Raw genomic sequence first — 21,567 nt, 5'->3', positions numbered from 1 at the left:
AAATAGAGATGATGGATTACTTAATTAATAATAATGGTGGAATTGTTTTTGCAGTATTAGGAATGGCGATGGCGACAATTTTTGCTGGGATTGGATCAGCCAAAGGGGTTGGCTTTACTGGGGAAGCAGCAGCAGCTTTAACGACGGAGCAGCCAGAAAAATTTGGTCAAGCGTTAATTTTACAGTTATTACCAGGTACACAAGGACTATACGGTTTCGTTATTGCTTTCTTAATTTATATTAACTTAGGAAACGATATGAGTATGGTTCAAGGATTGAACTATTTTGTAGCAGCTTTACCGATTGCCTTTGCTGGATTGTTCTCTGGGATTGCCCAAGGTCGTGTAGCCGCTGCGGGGATCCAAATTTTAGCGAAGAAACCAGAACATGCAACAAAAGGAATTATCTATGCTGCCATGGTTGAAACTTATGCCATCTTAGGGTTCGTAATTTCCTTCTTACTTGTATTGAACGTCAAATAATTGAGGAGGCAGATGGATGGATGCCATTGAAAAAATCATCAGTGAAATTAAGCAACAAGGAAAGCAAGAAGTCGAAGCCTATGTCACCAGTGAACAAACGCGCATCGATCAAGAATTCCAAGCAGCACAACAAGAAATTTTGCTGAAGCAAGAACATGAAATAGAAAAACGACAACAACAATTATTAAAAGAATTTAAACAACGCCAACAACGGCAAACACTAGAAATTCGTCAGGATGCATTAAATAAAAAACAAGCATATCTTAACCAATTATTTGATGAAGTGGTCTTAAAGATGAGTGAATGGTCAGCGGAAGAATTTCAACAATTTATGAAAGCACAATTAGGTTCACTTGAATTAACAGGAAAAGCGACCATTCTTTTAGGCGAGTATTCTCAAACGAAAGTGACGAAAGAATGGCTGACCGCCCTTTCTGATGCTACTGTTCAATGGGAGCTTTCAGAGGAAGTTGTTCCAAAAGAAAGTGGCTTTATCGTTGCAAAAGACGGTTTGGATTATAATTTTCTCTTTTCAGCATTAGTTGAAGAGATTCAAAAAACAGAAGGCTTTAAAGTAGCAGAAAAACTTTTCAGTTAAGAAGGGAGGACGTAGCATGAGAAAACCAACGTATCATCAAATTAATCCGCTGATTCGTTTAAAAGAAACGGAGCTGCTTTCTGAGCAACAGTTTCAACAACTTTTAGAAGCGGAAACAGTTGAAGACGTTAAAAATATGTTAAAAAGTACGGTTTATCAACCTTATTTAACCGAAACTTTTGAAGAAAAATTTGACTACCATTCTTCTGAAGCGCTGGGAAGTCTTTATCGCTGGTTATATGAAATGGCTCCAGAACCAGCTGTAGTAACGTTGTATACGATGCGTTTTACCTTCCATAACTTGAAAATTTTGACGAAAGCTGAGCGAACAGGTAAAGATTTTGATTATCTTTATTTAGAAGATGGTCGTTATTCTCTAAACACAGTCAAAAGTGCCATTCATACAAAAAACTCTTCCGAACTTGAGCCAGCATTATTAGAAGTGATCCGTGATGTTTTTGCCTATCTGGAAGAGGGCGGTTTGCCGCAAGCAATTGATATCCTTTATGATCGAGCATTTTTAAAGCAACAACGAAAATTGGCGGATGAATTGGGCTATGAAGAGTTAACGAAGGAAGTCATCGCTTTTATTGATTTAACCAATCTATCAACGATGGCTAGAGGGATTGTTCAACATCAAAACAGTAACTTTTTATCAACCGTGATTTCTAGCGCTGGCAGTCTCTCAAAGAAAGAACTGTTGACCTATGCGGAAAAGTCACTTGTAGAATTTACAGCATTTGTCAGAACAACGAATTACGGACAACTATTAGAAAAGATTATCAATAAAGAAACCAATGAATTAAATTTATTGGCTTTTGAAAAACTCAAAGATGATTACCTGACCTCAATGTATGAAAACGGTCGGACGGTTGCTTTTGGGCCGCTCCCATTACTAGCCTTTTTGAATGCGAAAGAAGTTGAATGGAAAAATTTGCGTTTAATTTTGGTCGGAAAACATAGTGGGTTTTCAAATGAAAAAATTCGAGAAAGGATGCGAAAAGTCAATGGGTTATAAAATTGGTGTCATTGGAGACAAAAATTCAATCTTACCATTTAAACTGTTTGGCTTTGAGGTCCATCATGCCATTTCAGAAATGCAAGTTAGAGAAGCCATTGAAACTATGGCAAAAAATAAGTTTGGGGTCATTTTCATAACGGAAGAAGCCTCTACTTTAGCAGAAGAAACGATTGAACGATACAAAGAACAAGTGACACCAGCGATTATTTTAATCCCAAGTCATAATGGTACAATCGGAATCGGTTTAAGTGAGATTGAAAAAAATGTTGAAAAAGCAATTGGACAAAATATTTTATAATGCAAAGGAGAATGAGCGTGCAAATTGGAAAAATTGTCAAAGTTTCAGGTCCTTTGATTTTAGCTGAAAACATGTCAGATGCTAGTATCCAAGACATTTGTCATGTAGGAGATTTAGGCGTTATCGGAGAGATTATTGAAATGCGAGGCGATGTCGCTTCGATTCAAGTATATGAAGAAACAACAGGCATTGGACCAGGAGAACCAGTTATTTCAACAGGAGAACCATTATCTGTTGAATTAGCCCCAGGTTTAATTGCCGAAATGTTTGATGGTATTCAACGACCATTGGATACATTTCAAGAAGTAACCCACAGTAACTTTTTAGGTCGTGGCGTTAAAATTGATGCGTTAGATCGTGAAAAAAAATGGACGTTTGAACCGACTGTGGCAGTTGGTGAAGAAGTGTCGGCAGGTGACATCGTCGGTGTGGTTCAAGAAACACCGATTATTCAACATAAAATTATGGTGCCTTTCGGCGTTTCAGGAACGATTGCCGAAATTAAAGCAGGTGACTTTGCCATTGATGAAACAGTTTACTCAGTGGAAACGGCTAAAGGAGCGGAAAGTTTTAGCATGATGCAAAAATGGCCCGTTCGGCGGGGACGTCCCATTTTAGAAAAACTAAGTCCCAAAGTACCGATGGTGACCGGACAACGCGTAATTGATACCTTTTTCCCAATTACGAAAGGCGGAGCGGCAGCAGTTCCAGGACCATTTGGCGCTGGAAAAACAGTCGTTCAGCACCAAATTGCTAAGTGGGCCGATGTCGACTTAGTCGTTTACGTTGGTTGCGGGGAACGCGGGAATGAAATGACAGATGTTTTAAATGAATTTCCAGAATTAATTGATCCAACAACTGGTGAGTCTTTGATGAATCGGACAATTTTAATTGCGAATACGTCAAATATGCCGGTAGCGGCACGGGAAGCCTCGATTTATACAGGGATTACCATTGCAGAATATTTCCGTGATATGGGTTACTCAGTCGCAATTATGGCAGATTCTACTTCTCGTTGGGCAGAAGCGTTACGAGAAATGAGTGGCCGGTTAGAAGAAATGCCTGGTGATGAAGGCTATCCAGCCTATTTAGGTAGCCGCTTAGCTGAATATTATGAACGAGCAGGACAAGTCATCGCGTTAGGAAAAGATCATCGTGAAGGAAGCATTACGGCGATTAGTGCGGTTTCGCCATCTGGTGGGGACATATCAGAACCTGTCACCCAAAATACGTTACGCGTTGTTAAAGTATTCTGGGGCTTAGATTCCCAGTTAGCACAAAAACGTCATTTTCCTTCTATTAACTGGTTGCAAAGTTATTCTCTTTACTCCACAGAAGTAGGGCAATATTTAGACTTGGAATTGCAAGGAAACTGGGCCGCTATGGTAGCTGAAGGGATGCGGATTTTACAAGAGGAATCTCAACTGGAAGAAATTGTTCGCTTGGTTGGGATTGATTCCTTGTCGGATAAAGACCGTTTAACGTTGGAAACAGCCAAATCATTACGGGAAGACTATTTGCAACAAAATGCTTTTGATGACGTAGATACGTTCACTTCTCGATCCAAACAAGCGAAAATGTTGCAATTGATTCTAACTTTTGGTGAAGAAGGTCAAAAAGCCTTAAGTTTAGGCACTTATTTCTCTGAGTTAATGGCGGGAACAGTTGAAATCCGTGATCGCATTGCTCGTAGCAAGTATTTACCAGAAGAAGAATTAGAAAAATTGGATCGTTTACAAGCAGAAATTAAAACAACGATAAAAGAAATCATTGCTGAAGGAGGAATGACGAATGATTAAAGAATATCGCACAATCAATGAAGTCGTTGGTCCTCTGATGATTGTTGAAAAAGTGGCAGGCGTAAAGTACGAAGAATTAATTGAAGTACGCATGCAAAATGGCGAAATTCGCCAAGGGCAAGTTTTAGAAATCAATGGAGATAAAGCGATGGTCCAAATTTTTGAAGGAACGAGTAACATCAATATTCGTGATTCAAAAGTTCGCTTTCTGGGACATCCTTTAGAATTAGGGGTTTCGCCAGATATGATGGGGCGCGTTTTTGACGGCTTAGGTCGCTTAAAAGATAATGGACCAGAATTATTACCTGAGAAAAAATTAGATATTAACGGCGAAGTTATCAATCCAGTTGCTCGTGATTATCCCGATGAGTTCATCCAAACAGGGATTTCAGCGATTGACCATTTAAATACCTTAGTTCGTGGTCAAAAATTACCTGTTTTTTCAGCATCTGGCTTACCTCATAAAGAATTAGCGGCACAAATTGCCAGACAAGCCAACGTGTTAAATAGTGAAGAAGAATTTGCCGTAGTTTTTGCGGCCATTGGGATTACCTTTGAAGAAGCGGAATATTTTATGGAAGATTTCCGTCAAACAGGCGCAATTGATCGTTCAGTCTTGTTTATGAACTTAGCGAATGATCCAGCCATTGAACGGATTGCAACACCTAGAATGGCGTTGACAGCCGCTGAATATTTAGCTTATGAAAAGGGCATGCATGTCTTAGTTATCATGACGGATATGACAAATTATTGCGAAGCGTTGCGAGAAATTTCAGCAGCACGCCGTGAAGTTCCAGGACGTCGTGGTTACCCAGGTTATCTTTACACGAACTTAGCAACGTTGTATGAACGAGCAGGCCGAATTCGTGGCTCAAAAGGTTCCGTAACACAGATTCCTATTTTAACAATGCCAGAGGAGGATAAAACACATCCAATTCCCGATTTAACTGGCTATATTACAGAAGGGCAAATTATCTTGTCCCGGGAACTATATAAGAGTGGTATCCAACCACCAATTGATGTATTGCCATCACTTTCCCGTCTTAAAGACAAAGGAACTGGCGAAGGCAAAACGCGCGGGGATCACGCAGCGACGATGAATCAATTGTTCTCAGCCTATGCACAAGGGAAACAAGCCAAAGAATTAGCTGTCATTTTAGGAGAATCAGCTCTTTCTGATGTCGATAAAATTTACGCAGCTTTTGCCCAACGTTTTGAAGAAGAATATGTCAATCAAGGATTCGATACAAACCGTTCGATTGAAGAAACGTTAGATCTTGGGTGGGAACTATTAAGTATGCTACCGAGAACAGAACTAAAACGAATTAAAGAGGATATGCTCGATCAATATTTAACTGAAGGGAAGTAGAAAAATGGCTCGATTAAATGTTAATCCAACCCGTATGGAACTTTCCCGATTGAAAAAACAGTTAACTACGGCCACGAGAGGTCATAAGTTGCTGAAAGACAAACAAGATGAATTGATGCGACGGTTTATTGCGCTAGTCAAAGAAAACAATGAGTTACGTATTCAGGTTGAACAAGAAGTGACGGATGCGTTATCAAATTTTGTATTGGCAAACGCAACGTTGAACGAAGCCTTTATTGAAGAGTTAGTGGCAATTCCAGCCGAAAAAGTTGAATTAGAAATTATTGAACAGAACATCTTAAGTGTGCCAGTTCCTAAAATGATTTTTGATTACGATGAATCGGTTCAAGAAGCACCCTTAGATTATGGCTACGTGAATTCAAACAGCGAGCTTGATCAAGCTTTTGCTAAAATTTCAAGCATTTTACCGAAATTATTAGCACTTGCAAATGTTGAAAAGACGTGCCAATTATTATCAAAAGAAATTGAAAAAACGCGTCGTCGTGTCAACGCCTTAGAGTATATGACGATTCCGCAATTAGAAGAAACAATTTACTACATTCAAATGAAATTAGAAGAAAATGAACGTGGCGAAATTACACGTTTAATTAAAATTAAAAGCATGAACAAAGAAAATTAGTGGTTAGAAAGAACGAGTGCGAAGCCAGTTGGTAGCTTTCGTGCTCGTTTTTAATAAAAAAGGGAGTGGAAAAAATGAAAAATGAAGAACGCCGCAAAGCGATTGCACTGAATTGTCAAAAATACGAAAGTGACTATGCTCGCTTGGTGGAACCAATCAATGAACTACTGTTAAACTTGGGAGCGGCTATTTCAGAAGAAGCCGCGAAGCAAATCATTCTGAATGTAAAACGATATCATCACGGCGTGAAATATCTTCCTGAGTGTCATTTAGATGAAAGTAACCAATTTATCGAAGATGGGCTTGAAGCTCTTAAAAAGGGAGATTTAGGCAACGGTGCGTTACAACTATTTGGGGCTGGCTTAAACTTTGCTAGTTTTGTAGCAAAAGCACAAGGAACCAAAAAAATTGATGCCCACCAAATGTTGGCAGAACGTTTTACGAAGTTGTTGTCTGTAAAGTAGCCAGCTACTCATTGTGAATTTTAGTATCTGGGACAGTAGTCAAAATGACTTTTGTCCCAGATATTTTTTTTATAAAAATATGAAACCTTTTACAGATACTTAACGTCTAATAGTTAGTTAAATGAAAAGAGGTGTTTTATGGATAAAATTTCAACAAAAAAATTAGTTCAGAAAGCAAAAAAAGGAGATGGACAAGCATTTGTTCACCTTTGTCAAAAATATGAAACAGTTTTATACAATGCTGCATATAAAATGCTATTAAACGAAGTCGACGTTGCTGATTGTTTACAAGAAACTGAACTATGTGCATGGGAAAAAATAACAACATTAAAAAATGAATATGCGTTTAATTCATGGATTTTTAAAATAATGTTAAACCAAGTTCAAAATATTTTTAGAGAAAAGCAGAAAACAACTCACTGGATGGATACTTATTCTCCTGTTCCTGCTTTTGATGATTTATATGATTTGGATAAAGGATTACATAAATTACCTGATAATTATCGCGTTCCGTTAGTTATGTACTATTATGTTGGCCTTAGTATAAAAGAAATCGCTCAGCAACTTGATGTTTCAACAAATACCATCAAAATTCGTCTTTCTCGTGGTCGAAAAAAATTAAGGACATATTTAAAGGAGACATGGTAAATGGATAGAAAACAAAGTGATATATTAAAATATGAAAAAAAGATGCCTTTAGAAACAGTGGAACGTTTAAACACACAAAGAACTAAGATATTAATGGGAGAAATAAAACAATACAGACAGCCAAAGAAAAAGATATCGCGTAAACATTTAATTATAGGGCTAATTAGTATTGCTACCACTTTTACTTTGATAGTAAAAACACCCATTGGACGTGCCATAGAAGAGGTATTGGGGATTAGTCAAGATACAGGTGTTCAAACAGTAGAATCTTCTGGTGTTCCAACAAAACTAGAATTGCGGAGTGTACAAAATGAGCGAGAAATCGTATTAACAAAATTTGTATCGACAAAAAATAAAATGGCGTTTGATTATCAATTTAAGATTAAAGATCAGAAATTAAAAGAGTTATTACAGAAAAAAATCGCTAGAAATAATTATTCTCAAGATATTCAACTAGGGTTATTTAGAGAAGGAAGCAAAGAAGATTTATTTGGGGGTGTAAGTTCAACATCGTTATATAGAATCGAGAAGGATGTTTTTTATGGTTCAGTGATTTCAACTTTCAATAAGCAAAAACTTGTTAGTCAAGATCAATTAACGCTTCATATCTACCGATTAGCTTTGGAAGATCAAGAACAGCATGATAATGAATTAAAAGAAGCAATCAAAGCAAGTAGCCGATCTTTTAGTGTTGAGAATGCATTAGAGTATCAAGGCGATTGGACGTTTAAAATTCCTTACCAACCCATTATGAAAGAAACGATACCTAGCATTAAAAACGTGAAAAAAATTAAAAATATTAAGGCCCAAAGTGATGCGCTTCAAACTACGCTGATTATGGACATTCCAAATCCAGAAAAAAATAAAAAAAGTCGTGATATTCTAATTTCAGTTTATAAAAACGGTCTTGAGATACCTATTGCACGTCAAATTGGTAGTGGCTTTAATAAAGGGGAAGATGCTACAATTAACATTTCTTTTGACTTAAGTAGTTTGGATCATAAGTCATTATATAAAGTAATCGTTAGAAATTCTTATGAAGATGATGCAGCAGGAAAAGAATTAGGTTCGTTGGAGTTAAAAAATACTCAGAAATAATTGCTAAAAAGGTTATGGGAAATACAAATATTTTAATTAATATAACTACTAATAAAAGCATCTTTTTTATTGAGCGTTGTCATTAAAAAAAGATGCTTTTATTTTCATTATCAATGGTTATCATTAGGATATTCAGACACCTGTAATTGCCATAACTTATCTGTCACTGAAGCAATAAACGCAGCACTCTTAGCATTATCAGGTCCTTTAGTAAAAATTGCTAAAGCAAAGGGGTGAGGTGTTTCTAAAATCCCCATATCATGAATAAATTCATCATAGGAACCAATTTTATGAGCAACTTTTCCTTGAGTTGTGGGAGTTTCCATTCTTTCATGGAAAACACTTTGTTTCATAGAATCATAAATCGCTTGGTAATCTGGTTTTGTTGCTTTTTCAGTATATAATTTTTGTAGAATAACAAGCGCATCTTCCGAAGAAAATTGTGGCTCTTCAATCGAAGGTGTCTTGTGCAAATAACGCTGATACATTTCTCGTTTTGCTTTTGCATCACCACCCAATGTATCATAGAGCATATTTTTAGCGATATTATCAGAATAGGTGATGGCATATTCTTGTAACGTTTTTAATGGATATTCTGGTTGGATATTATAGGCAATGATCCCAGTTCCTTCTTCATAATCTTCTTCGGCGTTATAGGGAATCAGGTCTGTCCATTTTTTTTGACCAGAAGCAACCGTGTCGGCGACTAGCATCGTCAGTGGCACTTTAATAGTACTAGCTGTATAAAATTCATGTTGGCCATTCACAGAACGTTGTTCGCCAGTTTCCAAATCTAAATAACTAATCCCGACCGTTCCTTCAAATTCTTTGACAGAAGCGACGAGCAGGTCATTTATTTTATCAAAAAATACTGTATTTGCTGAATTATTTTCTTCCTTGTCTTTCGTATGCTTCTCATGTTTGGTGGAATCAATTGTAACTTTTTGTTCAGATTCTTTGGCATAATCTTCGCCACGACTTGAGAAGAAGAAGCCCACAATTAGGAAAAAGCAAAGAAAGAAAATGGTGCCGTATAGTGAGAGTTGCTGTTTCTTCAATGTAAAACCCTTTCCGTTTCTCTAATAGATATTTTTCTCAACTCCTCCATTTAATCATTTTTCGGATAAGAGCGCAAGCGTCTTTTTAACGCCACTACTAGTTTTGTTTCATTTGTTTTTGGAGTGCTTGCGATTGCTTTAATAGCTCTTTGCCGATAGTGGTATCTTTCACCAATAGCCGCTGTAAGGGACGATCGATGACTTGTTTGATGGAATGAATGTCTTGATTATTTAAAATGGCTGTTTCTTTACTAGAAAAAGATTTATGCGCGGTCAGTTGTAAACCAAACGAGTTGTACAACAATGTATAACCAGCAATTCCAGTAATTGTCTGATAAGATTTTGAAAAGCCGCCGTCAATTACGAGAAGCGTGCCATTTGCTTTGATTGGCGATTCGCCTTTTGTTCGTTTAACTGGTGTATGGCCGTTAATGATATGTCGATTTTCACCAGTCACTTCAAATTCATCTAGGATTCTTTCACAAACTTCAACCGTATCACGCAAAGAGTAGTAAGGATTCTTTTCTTCATGATGTGTTTCTTTTTCAGCGAGAAAATAACGCTCAAAGGTTTTCATAGCTCGTTTGCCAAATAATGAGGAACCTTCGCCACACCAAAGATACCATAAACAATCTGTCGCATAGTCATCTGTAATAGCAGGCTGAGCGTATGCTTCTTCTAACATTTTCTGAAAGAAGTCAACTAAAGCTTTTCCTGAATAGGAGTGGCCTTTAAATGTGTAAGCTTGAAAAGTACCGTCCGCATTCAGAGGCAGACAGCCATGAATCAATAAATTTTGATTATACACAAGGTAAAGAGAAGCTTTTTCCATTAGAAAGCGCATGTGTTTTGTTAACCGCGGCGAAGACTGAAATTGCGTTAATAAATCATCAATTATCTGTTTTTCCTCACGTGTTAATTGGTAAGGCTGCTCTTCAGAAACGGTTTGGAAACAGCTGTTAATTAATGTATAACGACATTCGTCAAAAGTAATAGTTTCTCCTTGAATCTTATCTAAGCGTAGCCGATGTGCCAAGTTAAAATCAGGGCGTCGACCAATAATTTGGCCTTCTAGTTTTTCTTGAATAATGGCAATGGCTTGTTGCACACGCATCGCTACTTGTTTTTCAGCTTCAGTTAACGCACGATAGGGATTTTTCTTGGGTGCAAAAGCAGGATTTTCTTTATACGTTTCTAAACTAAATTTTTTTAAGGCGGTTAAATCGATAGCATAACGTTCTTCTAACAAATCTAAATTTCCATAGCGAGCACAAATACGTACTACATTGGCTAAACAAGCCAGTGAACCACTATAAGCAGCCAGCCAAATCATATCATGATTGCCTAGTTGAATATCCAAGGAGTGATAGGACATTAATCGGTCCATAATTTTATCTGGTGCTGGCCCCCGGTCATAGATATCCCCAATAACATGTAGGTGATCGATAATCAGACGTTGGATTAGATAAGCTAATTCTGTTACGAAACGTTTGGCTTCACCTAGTAAAATAATTTTTTCAATAATTTGTTGATAGTAACCGTTTTTGGTTGTTGTTTCATCATATTGATAAATCAATTCTTCGAGAATATACCCATAGGTTTCAGGAAGGGCTTTGCGAACTTTAGAACGTGTGTACTTCATCGAAGAAGAACGGACGATTTCAACCAGACGGCGAATCGTTAATAGCCACCATTCATAAGAGAGGGCGCTTTCATTTTCTAAAAGTGTTAATTTTTCTTCTGGATAGTAGATAATAAAACAAAGCTCGTCCATCTGATGGGCATTTAATTCTTGTTTAAATAAAAATTGAACTTTTTCTCTGATTCGCCCAGAACCATTTCTTAAAATATGGTCAAAAGCTTCAAATTCACCATGTAAATCACTGACAAAATGTTCTGTTCCTTTCGGTAAATTCAAAATTGCTTCCAAATTAATAATTTCTTCAATTTGTTGATCGCGGTTCAGTGTAGCCAAGTCATCTGCCTTCTTTCTTTTTCGTATATACCAATTTTTATTTAAAAGATTAAAGTCTTGATAATAAAGGTTTTTTATTCGTATGCCAATTATTGTAGGCTATTTGGCGAAAAAAAGCAACAGGAGAAAGTCAGAGAAAAATGTGGAAAATTATAGGAAGCTACTGGGTTTTATGCTATGATTTTTAATAAAACAAAATGAAGGGGCGGGAAAACATGTTATTTGGTACAGCAAAAATGAATCGGGAAAATCATTTAGAAATCGGTGGTTGTGACACCGTAAAGTTGGCGCAAAAATTCGGGACGCCGTTATTTGTCTATGATGTCGCTCATATTCGCGCACAAGCACGTGGTTTTAAACAAACGTTAAATCAATTAGGTATCAAAAATAAAGTGGTTTATGCAAGTAAAGCATTTAGTTGTTTAGCTATTTATCAAGTGTTAAAGGAAGAAGATATTGCTTGTGATGTTGTCTCTGGTGGAGAACTATTCACAGCTTTAAAAGGGGGCATGGAGCCAGCGGAAATTGAATTCCATGGAAATAACAAAACCCCTGAAGAATTACGTTACGCCTTGGATAACAAAATAGGTACAATTGTCATTGATAATTTTTACGAAATTGACTTGTTGGAAGAATTATTAGCTACACGAAACCAAACACAAAAAGTTCTTTTTCGGGTGAGTCCTGGTGTGGATGCAGAAACACATGATTACATTTTGACAGGCCAAGAAGATTCAAAATTTGGTTTTGATGTTGCAAGTGGCCAGGCGACAGAAGCACTCGTTCGTCTTTTATCAAACCCCTCTTTTGATGTGCAAGGGGTCCATTGCCATATTGGCTCGCAAATTTTTGCTGTGGAAGGCTTTTTAGCTGCTGTTGAAAAAATGTTCACTATTTTAGAAGACTGGCGGCAAGTCCATCAATTTACAGCACGTGTTTTAAATATGGGTGGTGGTTTTGGTGTGCAGTACACGCAGCAAGATGAGCCATTAGCACCAGCAACATTTGTTGAAAAAATTGTTTATTCCTTGAAAGGTCATTGTGAACAATTAGGGTATCCACTGCCTGAGCTTTGGATTGAACCAGGCCGCAGTTTAATTGCCGAAGCGGGCACAACGATTTATACAGTTGGCGCGCAAAAAGAGGTTCCTGGTGTTCGTCATTTTGTTTCCGTAGATGGTGGCATGGGTGATAATATACGGCCTGCTTTGTATCAAGCAGTTTATGATGGTTTTCTAGCGAATCGTGAGGGACATGATTCAGTCAAGAAAGTCACAGTGGTTGGTAAATATTGCGAATCAGGAGATGTCTTACTTCGAGATATTTTATTGCCAGAAGTTAAAGCAGGGGATTTATTGGCCATTAGTAGTACGGGGGCTTACGGTTATTCAATGGCAAGTAATTACAACCGAAATCCTCGACCAGCGGTGGTTTTTGTCGAAGATGGACAAGCAAAATTAGTTGCTCGCCGTGAGACATATGAAGATATGACAACGTTGGATTGTTGATAGATTAAAAGTAGCCGCCTCTTTTTGAGACGGCTGTTTTTTTTTTCAAAAAATAACAAAATGTAAGGGTGATTTCTTTCAGAAATGAAAAATCCATAGTATATTAAATGAAGAAGGAAATACTTTAGAAGAGGGTGTGATTTGCAGATGAAATGGCTCCTCGGGTTACTGATCATTTTTGCAATAATTGGCGTTATTTTTTCTTTTTACATTGCCAATTATTTTTTGAAAATTGCGTTGCTTAAAGACAACCCTTGGTATCATAAAAAAGGGCATCGGTTATTAAATCCTGATAATTTTCAAGAACGTGAAACAAGATATACAAAAATAGAAGAACAACAAAAACAAGAAGGCGAAGCTTTTTGGACAGAGTCTTTTGCTGAAGATCGTTGGTTGAAAATTAAAGATGAAATATTGTATGCACGGTGCTTTATTCCTTATCCAGATAACCATCGTTGGGCGATTTGTGTGCATGGTTATCGTTCAAACGGAAAACGCGATATGGCATATACTGCATTACGTTTTGCAGAAGAAGGCTACAATGTTTTAGTTCCCGATTTGCGTGCGCACGGGAAAAGTTCAGGGAATAAAATTGGGATGGGATGGCTGGATCGGTTAGATTTATTAAGTTGGATTAGTGAAGTTCTTGCCATTGATATGGAAGCAGAAATTATTTTAGTGGGCGGTTCCATGGGAGCGGCTACTGTCATGATGGCAAGTGGTGAAAAGTTACCAACGAATGTCCGCGGATTAATAGTGGATTGTGGCTACACTTCTGTTTATGATGAATTTAAATATGTCCTACATGAATCTTTTCATTTACCCGCTTTTCCTATTTTAACAATTGCTAATCAATTAGCATTAAATAACTATGGCTTTCAATTGAAAACCGCTTCTTCCGTGAGACAATTACACAAAAATACGTTGCCCACATTCTTTATTCACGGTACAGGTGATCGCTTTGTTCCAATGATAATGTTTGAAGAAAATTTAGCGGCAACTCAGGGGATAAAAAAAGGTCTCATTGTTGCTAAAGCACCACATTTATCTTCAAGTGTCTACGAACCTGAAAATTATTACAGTAGTATTTTTGAATTTTTGGAAGAAAACTGTCCTGCGGTAAAAACAATATCCGACTAAAAAAGACATGGATTTTCATGATTCCATGTCTTTTTTTTGTCTGACTCGTTTAGTTAAATTTAAAGTGCTTAAAAAGAAAAATAACGGCGCCAAACTACCAAGGCAAAGAAACCATTTCATTGAATAAGTTAACTCTTGCTGTAAAAGAGATTCTCGTATATAGCTGAAACCTTCGCCATGGACCCGCAAATAAATATAAATGTAAGCAAAAAGAATCACTAAAGGCAAAATACAGACTTCTAATATTTCCAAAAGATAAGGAAAGGTTTTATTTAATAATTTGAGGCGTGTCTTATTCAATAGATAAGCAAAAATGAAAATTGACCATAAAAAACCAAAAAAACTAATCAAATAAAAAATCAGATTCGCACTTCCTGCATTCATAAAAGCTTTCGGGAAAAGTAGTCTGCCGATGAATGTATTTTTAATTGTAAAAGGAACATCAAAAATGGAAATATAAAGACAAAAAAGTACTAATGTTAACAAGGCATGCCAAATCTTTTTCTCCATTTCATTTAAAAAATATCTAATTACTTGGTACATTTCCATAAACTGTCGCTCCGTGTTTGAAATAATCGTAGTTTTGACTATACCATAGCTGTTCTCAATTTTCTTGAAAAAAATACACGCAACCAGCCTCGACTATACGAAACACACAGAGTGTCTAAAAAATAAGTTGCCGATCGCATTTTTTCGCATGCTAGTGTTGCACTTCTGTTTCGTTGGTGTTTTCTAATTGCTGATTTGTTGATTAAAAAAGGGCAGGAGGGAGCGTTTTTCTAGTATAATAATATAAAAGAATATAGAGAAAATCGTAGGATGGGAGTTATTCAAAGTGGCGGAGATTACAGTTAAGACAATTTCAGAGAAAGATGATTTAAAGAAGTTGCTTTTGGGTCAAGAGTATGACCACCAGCAGCCGGTTAAAAATATTTTAAAAGCTAGAACATCGAATGTCCATATTGAAAAGTACGAGGTTGTGGAGGATGTTTTTTTAAAGTTAACTGGGAAGGCGACCATGCACAAAGATATTATGAACTCATTTTGGACAACGTATAAAATTATGTTACAACTTGTTTATCCCGATTTCTTTAGACCAGCGGAAGTAATTGGGGAAAATCAAGAAAGCTATTTAGAAAAATCTTCTGAACAGAATTTGCTTGCAGTAAATAGCAAGTATCCGCCTCATGATTCCGGGACATCGGCTGTGATTTCGGACCGATATTTAACTTATTTTGACCAAGTTTTTCCTGACTATTTACCAAATCCTGTACCAAAAAAATATACATGGAATGAATTTCTTCTCGACAATTTTACTAAATTTGATCGAGTCCATCAGGACCCACAATTAAAGCGTTTTGCCGAACTTACCCATTCAATTAGAAACATTACAGTAGTTCCACTAGGATTTAACAGTGGAAGAAGTTTATCGTTTAAAGATTATTGGGATTATTCCTTAGAACAACTTTCGATATTTTTAGCTTCATTTCATTCATGGGAAAGCTACGTTCATACGTATGAGATGCAACCATTTTTAAATGAACAGTATCAACCAGTAGCGCTATGGAAAAATCATTTGAAAAAAGACTCGTTTATCTTACCTCAGAATATAGAGGAGATAAATGAATATTTAGTTCAAGTAAATCAACGAATAGAAAAAAGAGGGCAGCGAATAGTGAATCGGTTGTAATGAAATAAGAATCGCCTTTTCGCTAAATGTTGAAAGACTCGAATCGTGTGCTCTTTTATTGACTCAGAAACAGAGAACAATTAAACTACTAGATTAGTATCAAAAAATAATTGCGTATAGGGATAACCAGTCGCATGTTTAAATGACTTTTAGGTCTTATGTAAGTAACAAAAGTTATTAGTACGAAGCAATCATTTTAGAAAGGAGCTTTTATGCAATTCACATTATTAAATCAAGAAAATCAAGCCTATTGGGAAGCAACCTACATAGAAGCTTTTCCAGAAGAAGAGAGACTGCCGTTTGATCAATTATTGATGTCTTCTCAAGCAGGAAAATTTCATTTGTTTGTTATTCAAGAGGCGGATGAGAACGTGGGGATTTTGTTAAATAGTCCAATTGCACCTGAAGCAACCTATGTCTTTTTCTTTGCAATTGATCAGCACCACCGAAACCAACGATTAGGCTCAACCGTGTTAGCGTTATTGAAGACACGTTATCCTAAGGGGGTTCTTTTGGAGAGTGAAGAAATTGGCAAAAATGCAGCGAATGAAGCCCAAAGAGAAAAACGTTATCAGTTTTATGAAAGAAATGGCGTGCTGGATACAGGGTATCTGATTATGGATAGAGGGCTCACTTTTCATATCATGTTTGCTGGAGCGTCAGGCTTCGGTGGAACGCAGCTACAGTTTTTATTAGACTTCCATCCAGTAGCAAAAATTTGGAAAAAACCAAGTATTGATGGCATTAGGTAATTTTTATCAAATAAGTAAATTAAACAAACAAAAAAACATATGAAAGAACGGACCAATCGGTTCTTTCATATGTTTTTTATCATTAGCCTCGAAATAACTAGCGAATACCCAAAGCAATTCGTGCGTAACGGCTCATTTTATCCGTTGTCCAAGCAGGGTACCAGACTAATTTTACTTCGATATTATTCACTTCAGGAATATCTTTTAAAACACCATGGATTTGTTCTGTTAAAACATCTGCTAACGGACAACCCATTGTGGTTAAGGTCATTTTGATGACAGTATCACCAGTTTCTTCTGCAAATTCAACTTCATAAATTAGTCCTAAATTAACAATATCGATGCCTAATTCAGGGTCAATCACTGTTTCTAATGCAGTTAAAATATCTTCTTTAATTGCTTCAACTTCTTCGGTTGAACGTTGTTGAGGTTGTTCACTCATTCGTCTTCTACTCCTTTGCAAGTTGCCTCTTTACTATCATACCTTTTTTAAGAATGTTTGTAAATGAGAAGTATCTCACATGTCATGGAATTTACTGATTTATTAAAAAAGCTCATAAAATTCGAAATTCATTTTATTTTAATCGAAATCTCATTATTTTGTTGACATTAGAAAACAATGAGTTTAGAATGATCGATAACAATCTAAATTTAATTTTTGGATATTTTTAAAAAACTGAATTTTCAGTCAATTGGAAATATCAAAGGGAGGATTTTATGAAAATTAAGCAGGTACATGTTAGGGCATCGAAAATTAAACTGAAAGAAACATTTACGATCGCTTTGGGGACGATAGAATCAGCGGATAGTGCAATTGTGGAAATTGAAACAGAAGAGGGATTAGTTGGATATGGAGAAGGAGGGCCAGGCATTTTTATTACCGGTGAAACGTTGGCTGGCACGATTGAAACGATCGAATTATTTGGCCAAGCAATCATTGGCTTAAACCCCTTTAATATTGAGAAAATTCATGAAGTGATGGATAAAATATCTGCTTTCGCTCCAGCCGCAAAAGCAGCAATCGATATTGCTTGTTATGATTTGATGGGTCAGAAAGCTCAACTGCCTCTTTATCAATTGTTAGGCGGCTATGATAACCAAGTAATAACGGATATTACACTAGGTATTGATGAACCAAATGTGATGGCACAAAAAGCCGTCGAAAAAGTCAAACTAGGTTTTGATACATTAAAAATTAAAGTCGGAACAGGAATTGAAGCTGATATCGCAAGAGTAAAAGCGATTCGTGAAGCAGTTGGCTTTGATATCAAGCTCCGCTTAGATGCGAATCAGGCTTGGACGCCCAAAGATGCAGTTAAAGCGATTCAAGAATTAGCAGATTATCAAATTGAATTAGTGGAACAGCCAGTTAAAAGACGCGATTTAGAAGGTCTAAAATACGTTACTTCACAAGTTAATACGACAATTATGGCTGATGAAAGCTGTTTTGATGCTCAAGATGCGTTGGAATTGGTTAAAAAAGGCACAGTCGATGTTATCAATATAAAATTAATGAAGTGTGGCGGCATTCATGAAGCGCTGAAAATTAATCAGATTTGTGAAACAGCAGGCATCGAATGCATGATTGGTTGCATGGCGGAAGAAACAACCGTTGGCATCACGGCTGCTGCCCATTTAGCTGCTGCTCAAAAGAATATCACACGAGCAGATTTAGATGCGACATTCGGTTTAGAAACTGCGCCCGTAACTGGGGGCGTATCCTTAGAAGCAAAACCATTATTGGAATTAGGAGAAGCAGCTGGATTAGGCATTTCTCATTAAAAAAGGAGTAAAGCAAATGAAGTATGATTTAAAGTATCTTAGTGTTCCTTTGCCTGAGGAAATTCAAAGGGTGAAAGAATTTGGCGATTTTGCAAGTGCGGATATTGCCATTGATTTTTGGTTGACAAAAGAACTTCCGCAGGCATTAAAAGAACGTTTGATAATTGAAAAAGATGTCATTAAAATGATGCGTATGAATGAGTATCCTCATAGCTTTGCAAAAGCTGATCAAATGATGAGAGACACTTTTCAGGATTATCAAACAGAGGAATTAATTCGTTTAAAAGACACGGGATTAGTGGACTGGGTTTATATTGATGGTGAACCGTATTTCCAACTTCGATTTTTGGCCAATTTAATTAAAACAAATGCGGCATATGTTGCACGTTTGCGGGAAGCAGAAAGCAATCAATTAGAAATTCTCCGCAAAAAAGAACTAAAAGAGAACATCGAACAAATGCAAAAAAACGGTGGTAGAAAAGTGAGAACAACAATTAAAGCCACCATTCAGGTGAAAAAAGAATTTGAGCGTCCAGGTGAGCGTGTTCGTGTCCATTTGCCGCTGCCCAAAGCGTGTCAACAACAATCAGAAATTGAAATCCTAGCTACGTCACCTGAAGCAACCTATATTGCGGCAGAAGATGCGCCTCAACGAACACTGTGTTTTGAAACAATCTTAAAAGAAAATCAAACGTTTACAGTTGAATATTGTTATGTTAATCGGATGGTTTACCAACAGTTAGAAGAAAATAACGTAGACAAAATGCAACCAAGCTTTGATTTAGAGGAACAGTTACCGCATATTCGATTCACGCCTTATTTAAGAAATTTAGCAGATGAGATTGTGGGCGATGAAAGTAATCCCTTAAAAAAGGCACGCTTGATTTATGACTTTGTGACGACAAAGATTCATTATTCTTTCATGCGTGAATATTTTACAATTTCCAATATTTCAGAGTATGCTGCAACTAATTTAAAAGGTGACTGCGGCGTGCAAGCGATTTTGTTTATCACGCTTTGTCGGATTGCAGGGATACCAGCCAAATGGCAATCGGGATTATATGTTTCTACACATTATACAGGCTGTCATGATTGGGCACAATTTTATATAGAACCGTACGGCTGGCTCTTTGCGGATTTATCTTTTGGCGGAGGTGCTTACCGAGACGGGGATAGACAGCGGTGGAATCATTATTTCGGCAATTTAGATGTTTTTAGAATGGTCGCAAATAGTGAGATCCAGGCAGACTTTCAGCCGGCAAAAATGCAATTGCGTGCAGACCCAATTGACAACCAGCGGGGAGAATTTGAGTACGAAAATGAGGGCTTGCCCTACGCATGCTTGATAGTTTCGCAAGAACGGCTTTCCATGGAAGAGTTGCCGTTTGATTGACACATAGGGGGAATAGTATGAAAAAGTTAAAAATGATGGGGATTATGTTATTTGTTAGTACGGTCTTGGTAGGTTGTGGCACAACAGCAGAAACAAAAATAGACGAGAAAGCAACTGAGAAAACCAGTGTCTCGAAAAAAGTTTTAAATTTAATGGAGAACTCGGAAATCGGTTCAATGGATTCTATTTTTACACAAGATGAAGCCAGTATTAACGCACAGTCCAATGTCTTTGAAGGGTTATATCAATTGGATGAAAAAGATCAACTAATACCTGCTGCTGCTAAAGAGATGCCAGAAATTTCTGAGGATGGCAAACGATATACCATTAAACTAAGAGAAGATGGCAAGTGGTCCAATGGTGATGCTGTAACAGCCAATGATTTCGTTTTTGCTTGGCGTAAATTAGCGAATCCCAAAAACCAAGCCAATTACTTTTTCTTGTTAGAAGGAACGATTCTGAACGGAACAGCTATTACAAAAGAGGAAAAAGCACCAGAGGAATTGGGTGTCAAAGCGCTTGATGATTATACTTTGGAGGTTACTTTAGAAAAGCCTGTACCATATTTTACGTCGTTATTGGCATTTTCTCCATTTTTCCCACAAAACGAAGCATTCGTGAAAGAAAAAGGACAAGCCTATGGCACTTCTAGTGAAATGATTGTATCTAATGGTCCGTTTTTAATGAAAAATTGGGATCAGTCAGCGATGTCGTGGGATTTTGTGCGTAATCCCGACTATTACGATAAAGAAAAAGTAAAATCAGAAACGATTCATTTTGAAGTTCTTAAAGAAACCAATACCGTTTATAATTTGTACGAATCAGGTGAATTAGATGTGGCTGTCTTAACAGGAGATTTTGCTAAACAAAATCGAGACAACCCAGACTATGAAGCAATCGAACGGTCAAAAGTCTATTCCTTACGTTTAAACCAAAAAAGAAACGAAAAACCATCCATTTTTGCAAATGAGAATGTCCGCAAAGCTTTAGCTTATGCTTTGGATAAAAAAAGTTTAGTCGACAATATTTTAGCAGATGGTTCAAAAGAAATTTATGGGTACATTCCAGAAAAATTTGTATATAACCCAGAAACGAATGAAGATTTTCGTCAAGAAGCAGGCGCCCTTGTCAAAACAGACGCCAAAAAAGCCAAAGAGTATTTAGATAAAGCAAAAGAAGATCTAAATGGAGATGTAGCCATTGAACTTCTTTCAAGAGATGGTGATAGTGACCGAAAAGTTGCTGAATTTATCCAAGGCCAGTTACAAGAAACGTTGCCTGGTCTCACTATTAATGTCAAAACAGTTCCTTTAAATAATGCGATTGAATTAATGAGAAAAGGGGATTATGAATTGTCTGTTGGCATGTGGGGACCCGATTATCAGGATCCAATGACTTTCTTAGAAAGCTCAGTTAGTGGTAACCGTATGAACTATTCTAGCCCAACGTTTGATCAACTAATTGAAGAAGCAACAACTAAATACGCAAATGATCCTGAAACTCGTTGGCAAACATTAATTAAAGCTGAAAAAGTATTGGTGGAAGAAGATGCCGCTTTAATTCCTTTATACCAAGAGGCCCGTAGTCAGCTTGTACGACCAGGTGTCAAAGGTATTCAGTATCATAACTTCGGTGCAACGAGCACATATAAGTATGCCTATAAAGAATAAATTAGTGAACGAGCGTGGGACAAAAATCACTTTGGATTTTTGCTCCACGCTCAAAAACTGATAAACGGCGGGAACAGAAGCAACACTACGCGTTGCTCCGATCTCAACAACTTCTAAGGTGTTTTCTCGACATGCGTCTCGTCACAGTACAGCCTTCAAAAGAGCTACAGCTCTAAGAGTTG

The 21,567-nt window shown here is 37.0% G+C and carries 21 protein-coding genes; 17 read left to right on the top strand and 4 right to left on the bottom strand.

Translation table 11 applies throughout. The features are described 5' to 3' along the window. Positions 1–8 precede the first annotated feature (8 nt). The 10 genes from IGL80_RS07950 (at position 9) to IGL80_RS07905 (ending at position 8,417) form a co-directional block, all read left to right on the top strand. The gene (locus tag IGL80_RS07950; RefSeq protein WP_002363905.1) at positions 9–482 is read left to right on the top strand and encodes a V-type ATP synthase subunit K; all 474 of its coding nucleotides are present in this window, start codon (positions 9–11) and stop codon (positions 480–482) included. A gap of 16 nt (positions 483–498) precedes the next feature. Beyond that, entirely contained in the window at positions 499–1,080 is a 582-nt protein-coding gene (locus IGL80_RS07945; RefSeq protein WP_002360397.1) for a V-type ATP synthase subunit E, read from the top strand. Between the two features lie 16 nt (positions 1,081–1,096). Continuing rightward, positions 1,097–2,098, top strand: a complete 1,002-nt coding sequence (locus IGL80_RS07940; RefSeq protein ID WP_002360396.1) for a V-type ATPase subunit — start codon at positions 1,097–1,099, stop codon at positions 2,096–2,098. Beyond that, entirely contained in the window at positions 2,088–2,399 is a 312-nt protein-coding gene (locus tag IGL80_RS07935) for a V-type ATP synthase subunit F (protein WP_002357676.1), read from the top strand. Before IGL80_RS07940 ends, IGL80_RS07935 begins: the two co-directional genes overlap by 11 nt. Positions 2,400–2,416: 17 nt before the next feature. Beyond that, on the top strand, positions 2,417–4,198 hold the full coding sequence (locus IGL80_RS07930; protein WP_002360395.1) for a V-type ATP synthase subunit A: 1,782 nt from the start codon (positions 2,417–2,419) through the stop codon (positions 4,196–4,198). Beyond that, complete coding sequence (locus IGL80_RS07925) at positions 4,191–5,567, top strand: V-type ATP synthase subunit B (protein ID WP_002357674.1); 1,377 nt, start codon at positions 4,191–4,193, stop codon at positions 5,565–5,567. Before IGL80_RS07930 ends, IGL80_RS07925 begins: the two co-directional genes overlap by 8 nt. Before the next feature lie 4 nt (positions 5,568–5,571). Beyond that, on the top strand, positions 5,572–6,207 hold the full coding sequence (locus IGL80_RS07920) for a V-type ATP synthase subunit D (RefSeq protein WP_002357673.1): 636 nt from the start codon (positions 5,572–5,574) through the stop codon (positions 6,205–6,207). 74 nt (positions 6,208–6,281) lie between these two features. After that, positions 6,282–6,671 (top strand): hypothetical protein, encoded by a 390-nt coding sequence (locus IGL80_RS07915; RefSeq protein ID WP_002360394.1) that lies wholly within the window; start codon positions 6,282–6,284, stop codon positions 6,669–6,671. A gap of 138 nt (positions 6,672–6,809) precedes the next feature. Continuing rightward, entirely contained in the window at positions 6,810–7,319 is a 510-nt protein-coding gene (locus IGL80_RS07910) for an RNA polymerase sigma factor (RefSeq protein ID WP_002360391.1), read from the top strand. Further along, positions 7,320–8,417, top strand: a complete 1,098-nt coding sequence (locus tag IGL80_RS07905) for a hypothetical protein (RefSeq protein WP_002360389.1) — start codon at positions 7,320–7,322, stop codon at positions 8,415–8,417. A gap of 110 nt (positions 8,418–8,527) precedes the next feature. Here the strand turns inward: IGL80_RS07905 and IGL80_RS07900 are convergent, their stop codons facing one another. Next, the gene (locus tag IGL80_RS07900; RefSeq protein WP_002404379.1) at positions 8,528–9,415 is read right to left on the bottom strand and encodes a serine hydrolase; all 888 of its coding nucleotides are present in this window, start codon (positions 9,413–9,415) and stop codon (positions 8,528–8,530) included. A 157-nt stretch (positions 9,416–9,572) separates the two neighbouring features. Further along, positions 9,573–11,450, bottom strand: a complete 1,878-nt coding sequence (locus IGL80_RS07895; RefSeq protein ID WP_002360387.1) for a fructose-bisphosphatase class III — start codon at positions 11,448–11,450, stop codon at positions 9,573–9,575. Positions 11,451–11,647: 197 nt separating this feature from the next. On the opposite strand from IGL80_RS07895, the gene lysA reads away from it, so the two are divergent. Together lysA and IGL80_RS07885 are read left to right on the top strand one after the other, a co-directional pair. Then, positions 11,648–12,958 carry a diaminopimelate decarboxylase gene (gene lysA, locus IGL80_RS07890; RefSeq protein ID WP_002360386.1) on the top strand — a complete coding sequence of 437 codons (1,311 nt, stop codon included), beginning with the start codon at positions 11,648–11,650 and terminating at the stop codon, positions 12,956–12,958. A gap of 147 nt (positions 12,959–13,105) precedes the next feature. Then, positions 13,106–14,098: an alpha/beta hydrolase gene (locus tag IGL80_RS07885; RefSeq protein WP_173965590.1), complete on the top strand. Its 993-nt coding sequence runs from the start codon at positions 13,106–13,108 to the stop codon at positions 14,096–14,098. Positions 14,099–14,113: 15 nt separating this feature from the next. On the opposite strand, the gene IGL80_RS07880 is transcribed toward IGL80_RS07885, so the two are convergent. Next, positions 14,114–14,647: a hypothetical protein gene (locus IGL80_RS07880; protein ID WP_002360384.1), complete on the bottom strand. Its 534-nt coding sequence runs from the start codon at positions 14,645–14,647 to the stop codon at positions 14,114–14,116. Positions 14,648–14,933: 286 nt separating this feature from the next. On the opposite strand from IGL80_RS07880, the gene IGL80_RS07875 reads away from it, so the two are divergent. Continuing rightward, on the top strand, positions 14,934–15,788 hold the full coding sequence (locus IGL80_RS07875; protein ID WP_173965583.1) for a hypothetical protein: 855 nt from the start codon (positions 14,934–14,936) through the stop codon (positions 15,786–15,788). A 212-nt stretch (positions 15,789–16,000) separates the two neighbouring features. Continuing rightward, a complete protein-coding gene (locus IGL80_RS07870; RefSeq protein ID WP_002360382.1) occupies positions 16,001–16,540 on the top strand; it encodes a GNAT family N-acetyltransferase in 540 nt (179 codons plus the stop codon). Between the two features lie 97 nt (positions 16,541–16,637). Here IGL80_RS07870 and IGL80_RS07865 read toward each other — a convergent pair whose 3' ends face one another. After that, complete coding sequence (locus IGL80_RS07865) at positions 16,638–16,982, bottom strand: metal-sulfur cluster assembly factor (protein ID WP_002357660.1); 345 nt, start codon at positions 16,980–16,982, stop codon at positions 16,638–16,640. Positions 16,983–17,257: 275 nt separating this feature from the next. Between IGL80_RS07865 and IGL80_RS07860 the strand changes: the two genes are divergently transcribed. Genes IGL80_RS07860 through IGL80_RS07850 form a run of 3 tightly spaced genes read left to right on the top strand, consistent with a single transcriptional unit; the run spans position 17,258 to position 21,385 of the window. Continuing rightward, positions 17,258–18,322: a dipeptide epimerase gene (locus IGL80_RS07860; protein WP_430598220.1), complete on the top strand. Its 1,065-nt coding sequence runs from the start codon at positions 17,258–17,260 to the stop codon at positions 18,320–18,322. 16 nt (positions 18,323–18,338) lie between these two features. Next, positions 18,339–19,715 (top strand): transglutaminase-like domain-containing protein, encoded by a 1,377-nt coding sequence (locus IGL80_RS07855; protein WP_002360379.1) that lies wholly within the window; start codon positions 18,339–18,341, stop codon positions 19,713–19,715. A 17-nt stretch (positions 19,716–19,732) separates the two neighbouring features. Next, a complete protein-coding gene (locus IGL80_RS07850; RefSeq protein WP_002360377.1) occupies positions 19,733–21,385 on the top strand; it encodes a peptide ABC transporter substrate-binding protein in 1,653 nt (550 codons plus the stop codon). Positions 21,386–21,567: the final 182 nt, after the last annotated feature.

The sequence above is a fragment of the Enterococcus sp. DIV2467a genome (genome assembly GCF_050532945.1).
Taxonomy (GTDB): domain Bacteria; phylum Bacillota; class Bacilli; order Lactobacillales; family Enterococcaceae; genus Enterococcus; species Enterococcus faecalis.
This window is presented reverse-complemented; position numbering and strand designations above follow the sequence as displayed.

Coding starts and splice junctions, on each gene's coding strand:
- IGL80_RS07950 (WP_002363905.1), top strand. CDS start 9: ATGATGGATTACTTAATTAATAATAATGGTGGAATTGTTTTTGCAGTA.
- IGL80_RS07945 (WP_002360397.1), top strand. CDS start 499: ATGGATGCCATTGAAAAAATCATCAGTGAAATTAAGCAACAAGGAAAG.
- IGL80_RS07940 (WP_002360396.1), top strand. CDS start 1,097: ATGAGAAAACCAACGTATCATCAAATTAATCCGCTGATTCGTTTAAAA.
- IGL80_RS07935 (WP_002357676.1), top strand. CDS start 2,088: ATGGGTTATAAAATTGGTGTCATTGGAGACAAAAATTCAATCTTACCA.
- IGL80_RS07925 (WP_002357674.1), top strand. CDS start 4,191: ATGATTAAAGAATATCGCACAATCAATGAAGTCGTTGGTCCTCTGATG.
- IGL80_RS07920 (WP_002357673.1), top strand. CDS start 5,572: ATGGCTCGATTAAATGTTAATCCAACCCGTATGGAACTTTCCCGATTG.
- IGL80_RS07915 (WP_002360394.1), top strand. CDS start 6,282: ATGAAAAATGAAGAACGCCGCAAAGCGATTGCACTGAATTGTCAAAAA.
- IGL80_RS07910 (WP_002360391.1), top strand. CDS start 6,810: ATGGATAAAATTTCAACAAAAAAATTAGTTCAGAAAGCAAAAAAAGGA.
- IGL80_RS07905 (WP_002360389.1), top strand. CDS start 7,320: ATGGATAGAAAACAAAGTGATATATTAAAATATGAAAAAAAGATGCCT.
- lysA (WP_002360386.1), top strand. CDS start 11,648: ATGAAGGGGCGGGAAAACATGTTATTTGGTACAGCAAAAATGAATCGG.
- IGL80_RS07885 (WP_173965590.1), top strand. CDS start 13,106: ATGAAATGGCTCCTCGGGTTACTGATCATTTTTGCAATAATTGGCGTT.
- IGL80_RS07880 (WP_002360384.1), bottom strand. CDS start 14,647: ATGGAAATGTACCAAGTAATTAGATATTTTTTAAATGAAATGGAGAAA.
- IGL80_RS07870 (WP_002360382.1), top strand. CDS start 16,001: ATGCAATTCACATTATTAAATCAAGAAAATCAAGCCTATTGGGAAGCA.
- IGL80_RS07865 (WP_002357660.1), bottom strand. CDS start 16,982: ATGAGTGAACAACCTCAACAACGTTCAACCGAAGAAGTTGAAGCAATT.
- IGL80_RS07860 (WP_430598220.1), top strand. CDS start 17,258: ATGAAAATTAAGCAGGTACATGTTAGGGCATCGAAAATTAAACTGAAA.
- IGL80_RS07855 (WP_002360379.1), top strand. CDS start 18,339: ATGAAGTATGATTTAAAGTATCTTAGTGTTCCTTTGCCTGAGGAAATT.
- IGL80_RS07850 (WP_002360377.1), top strand. CDS start 19,733: ATGAAAAAGTTAAAAATGATGGGGATTATGTTATTTGTTAGTACGGTC.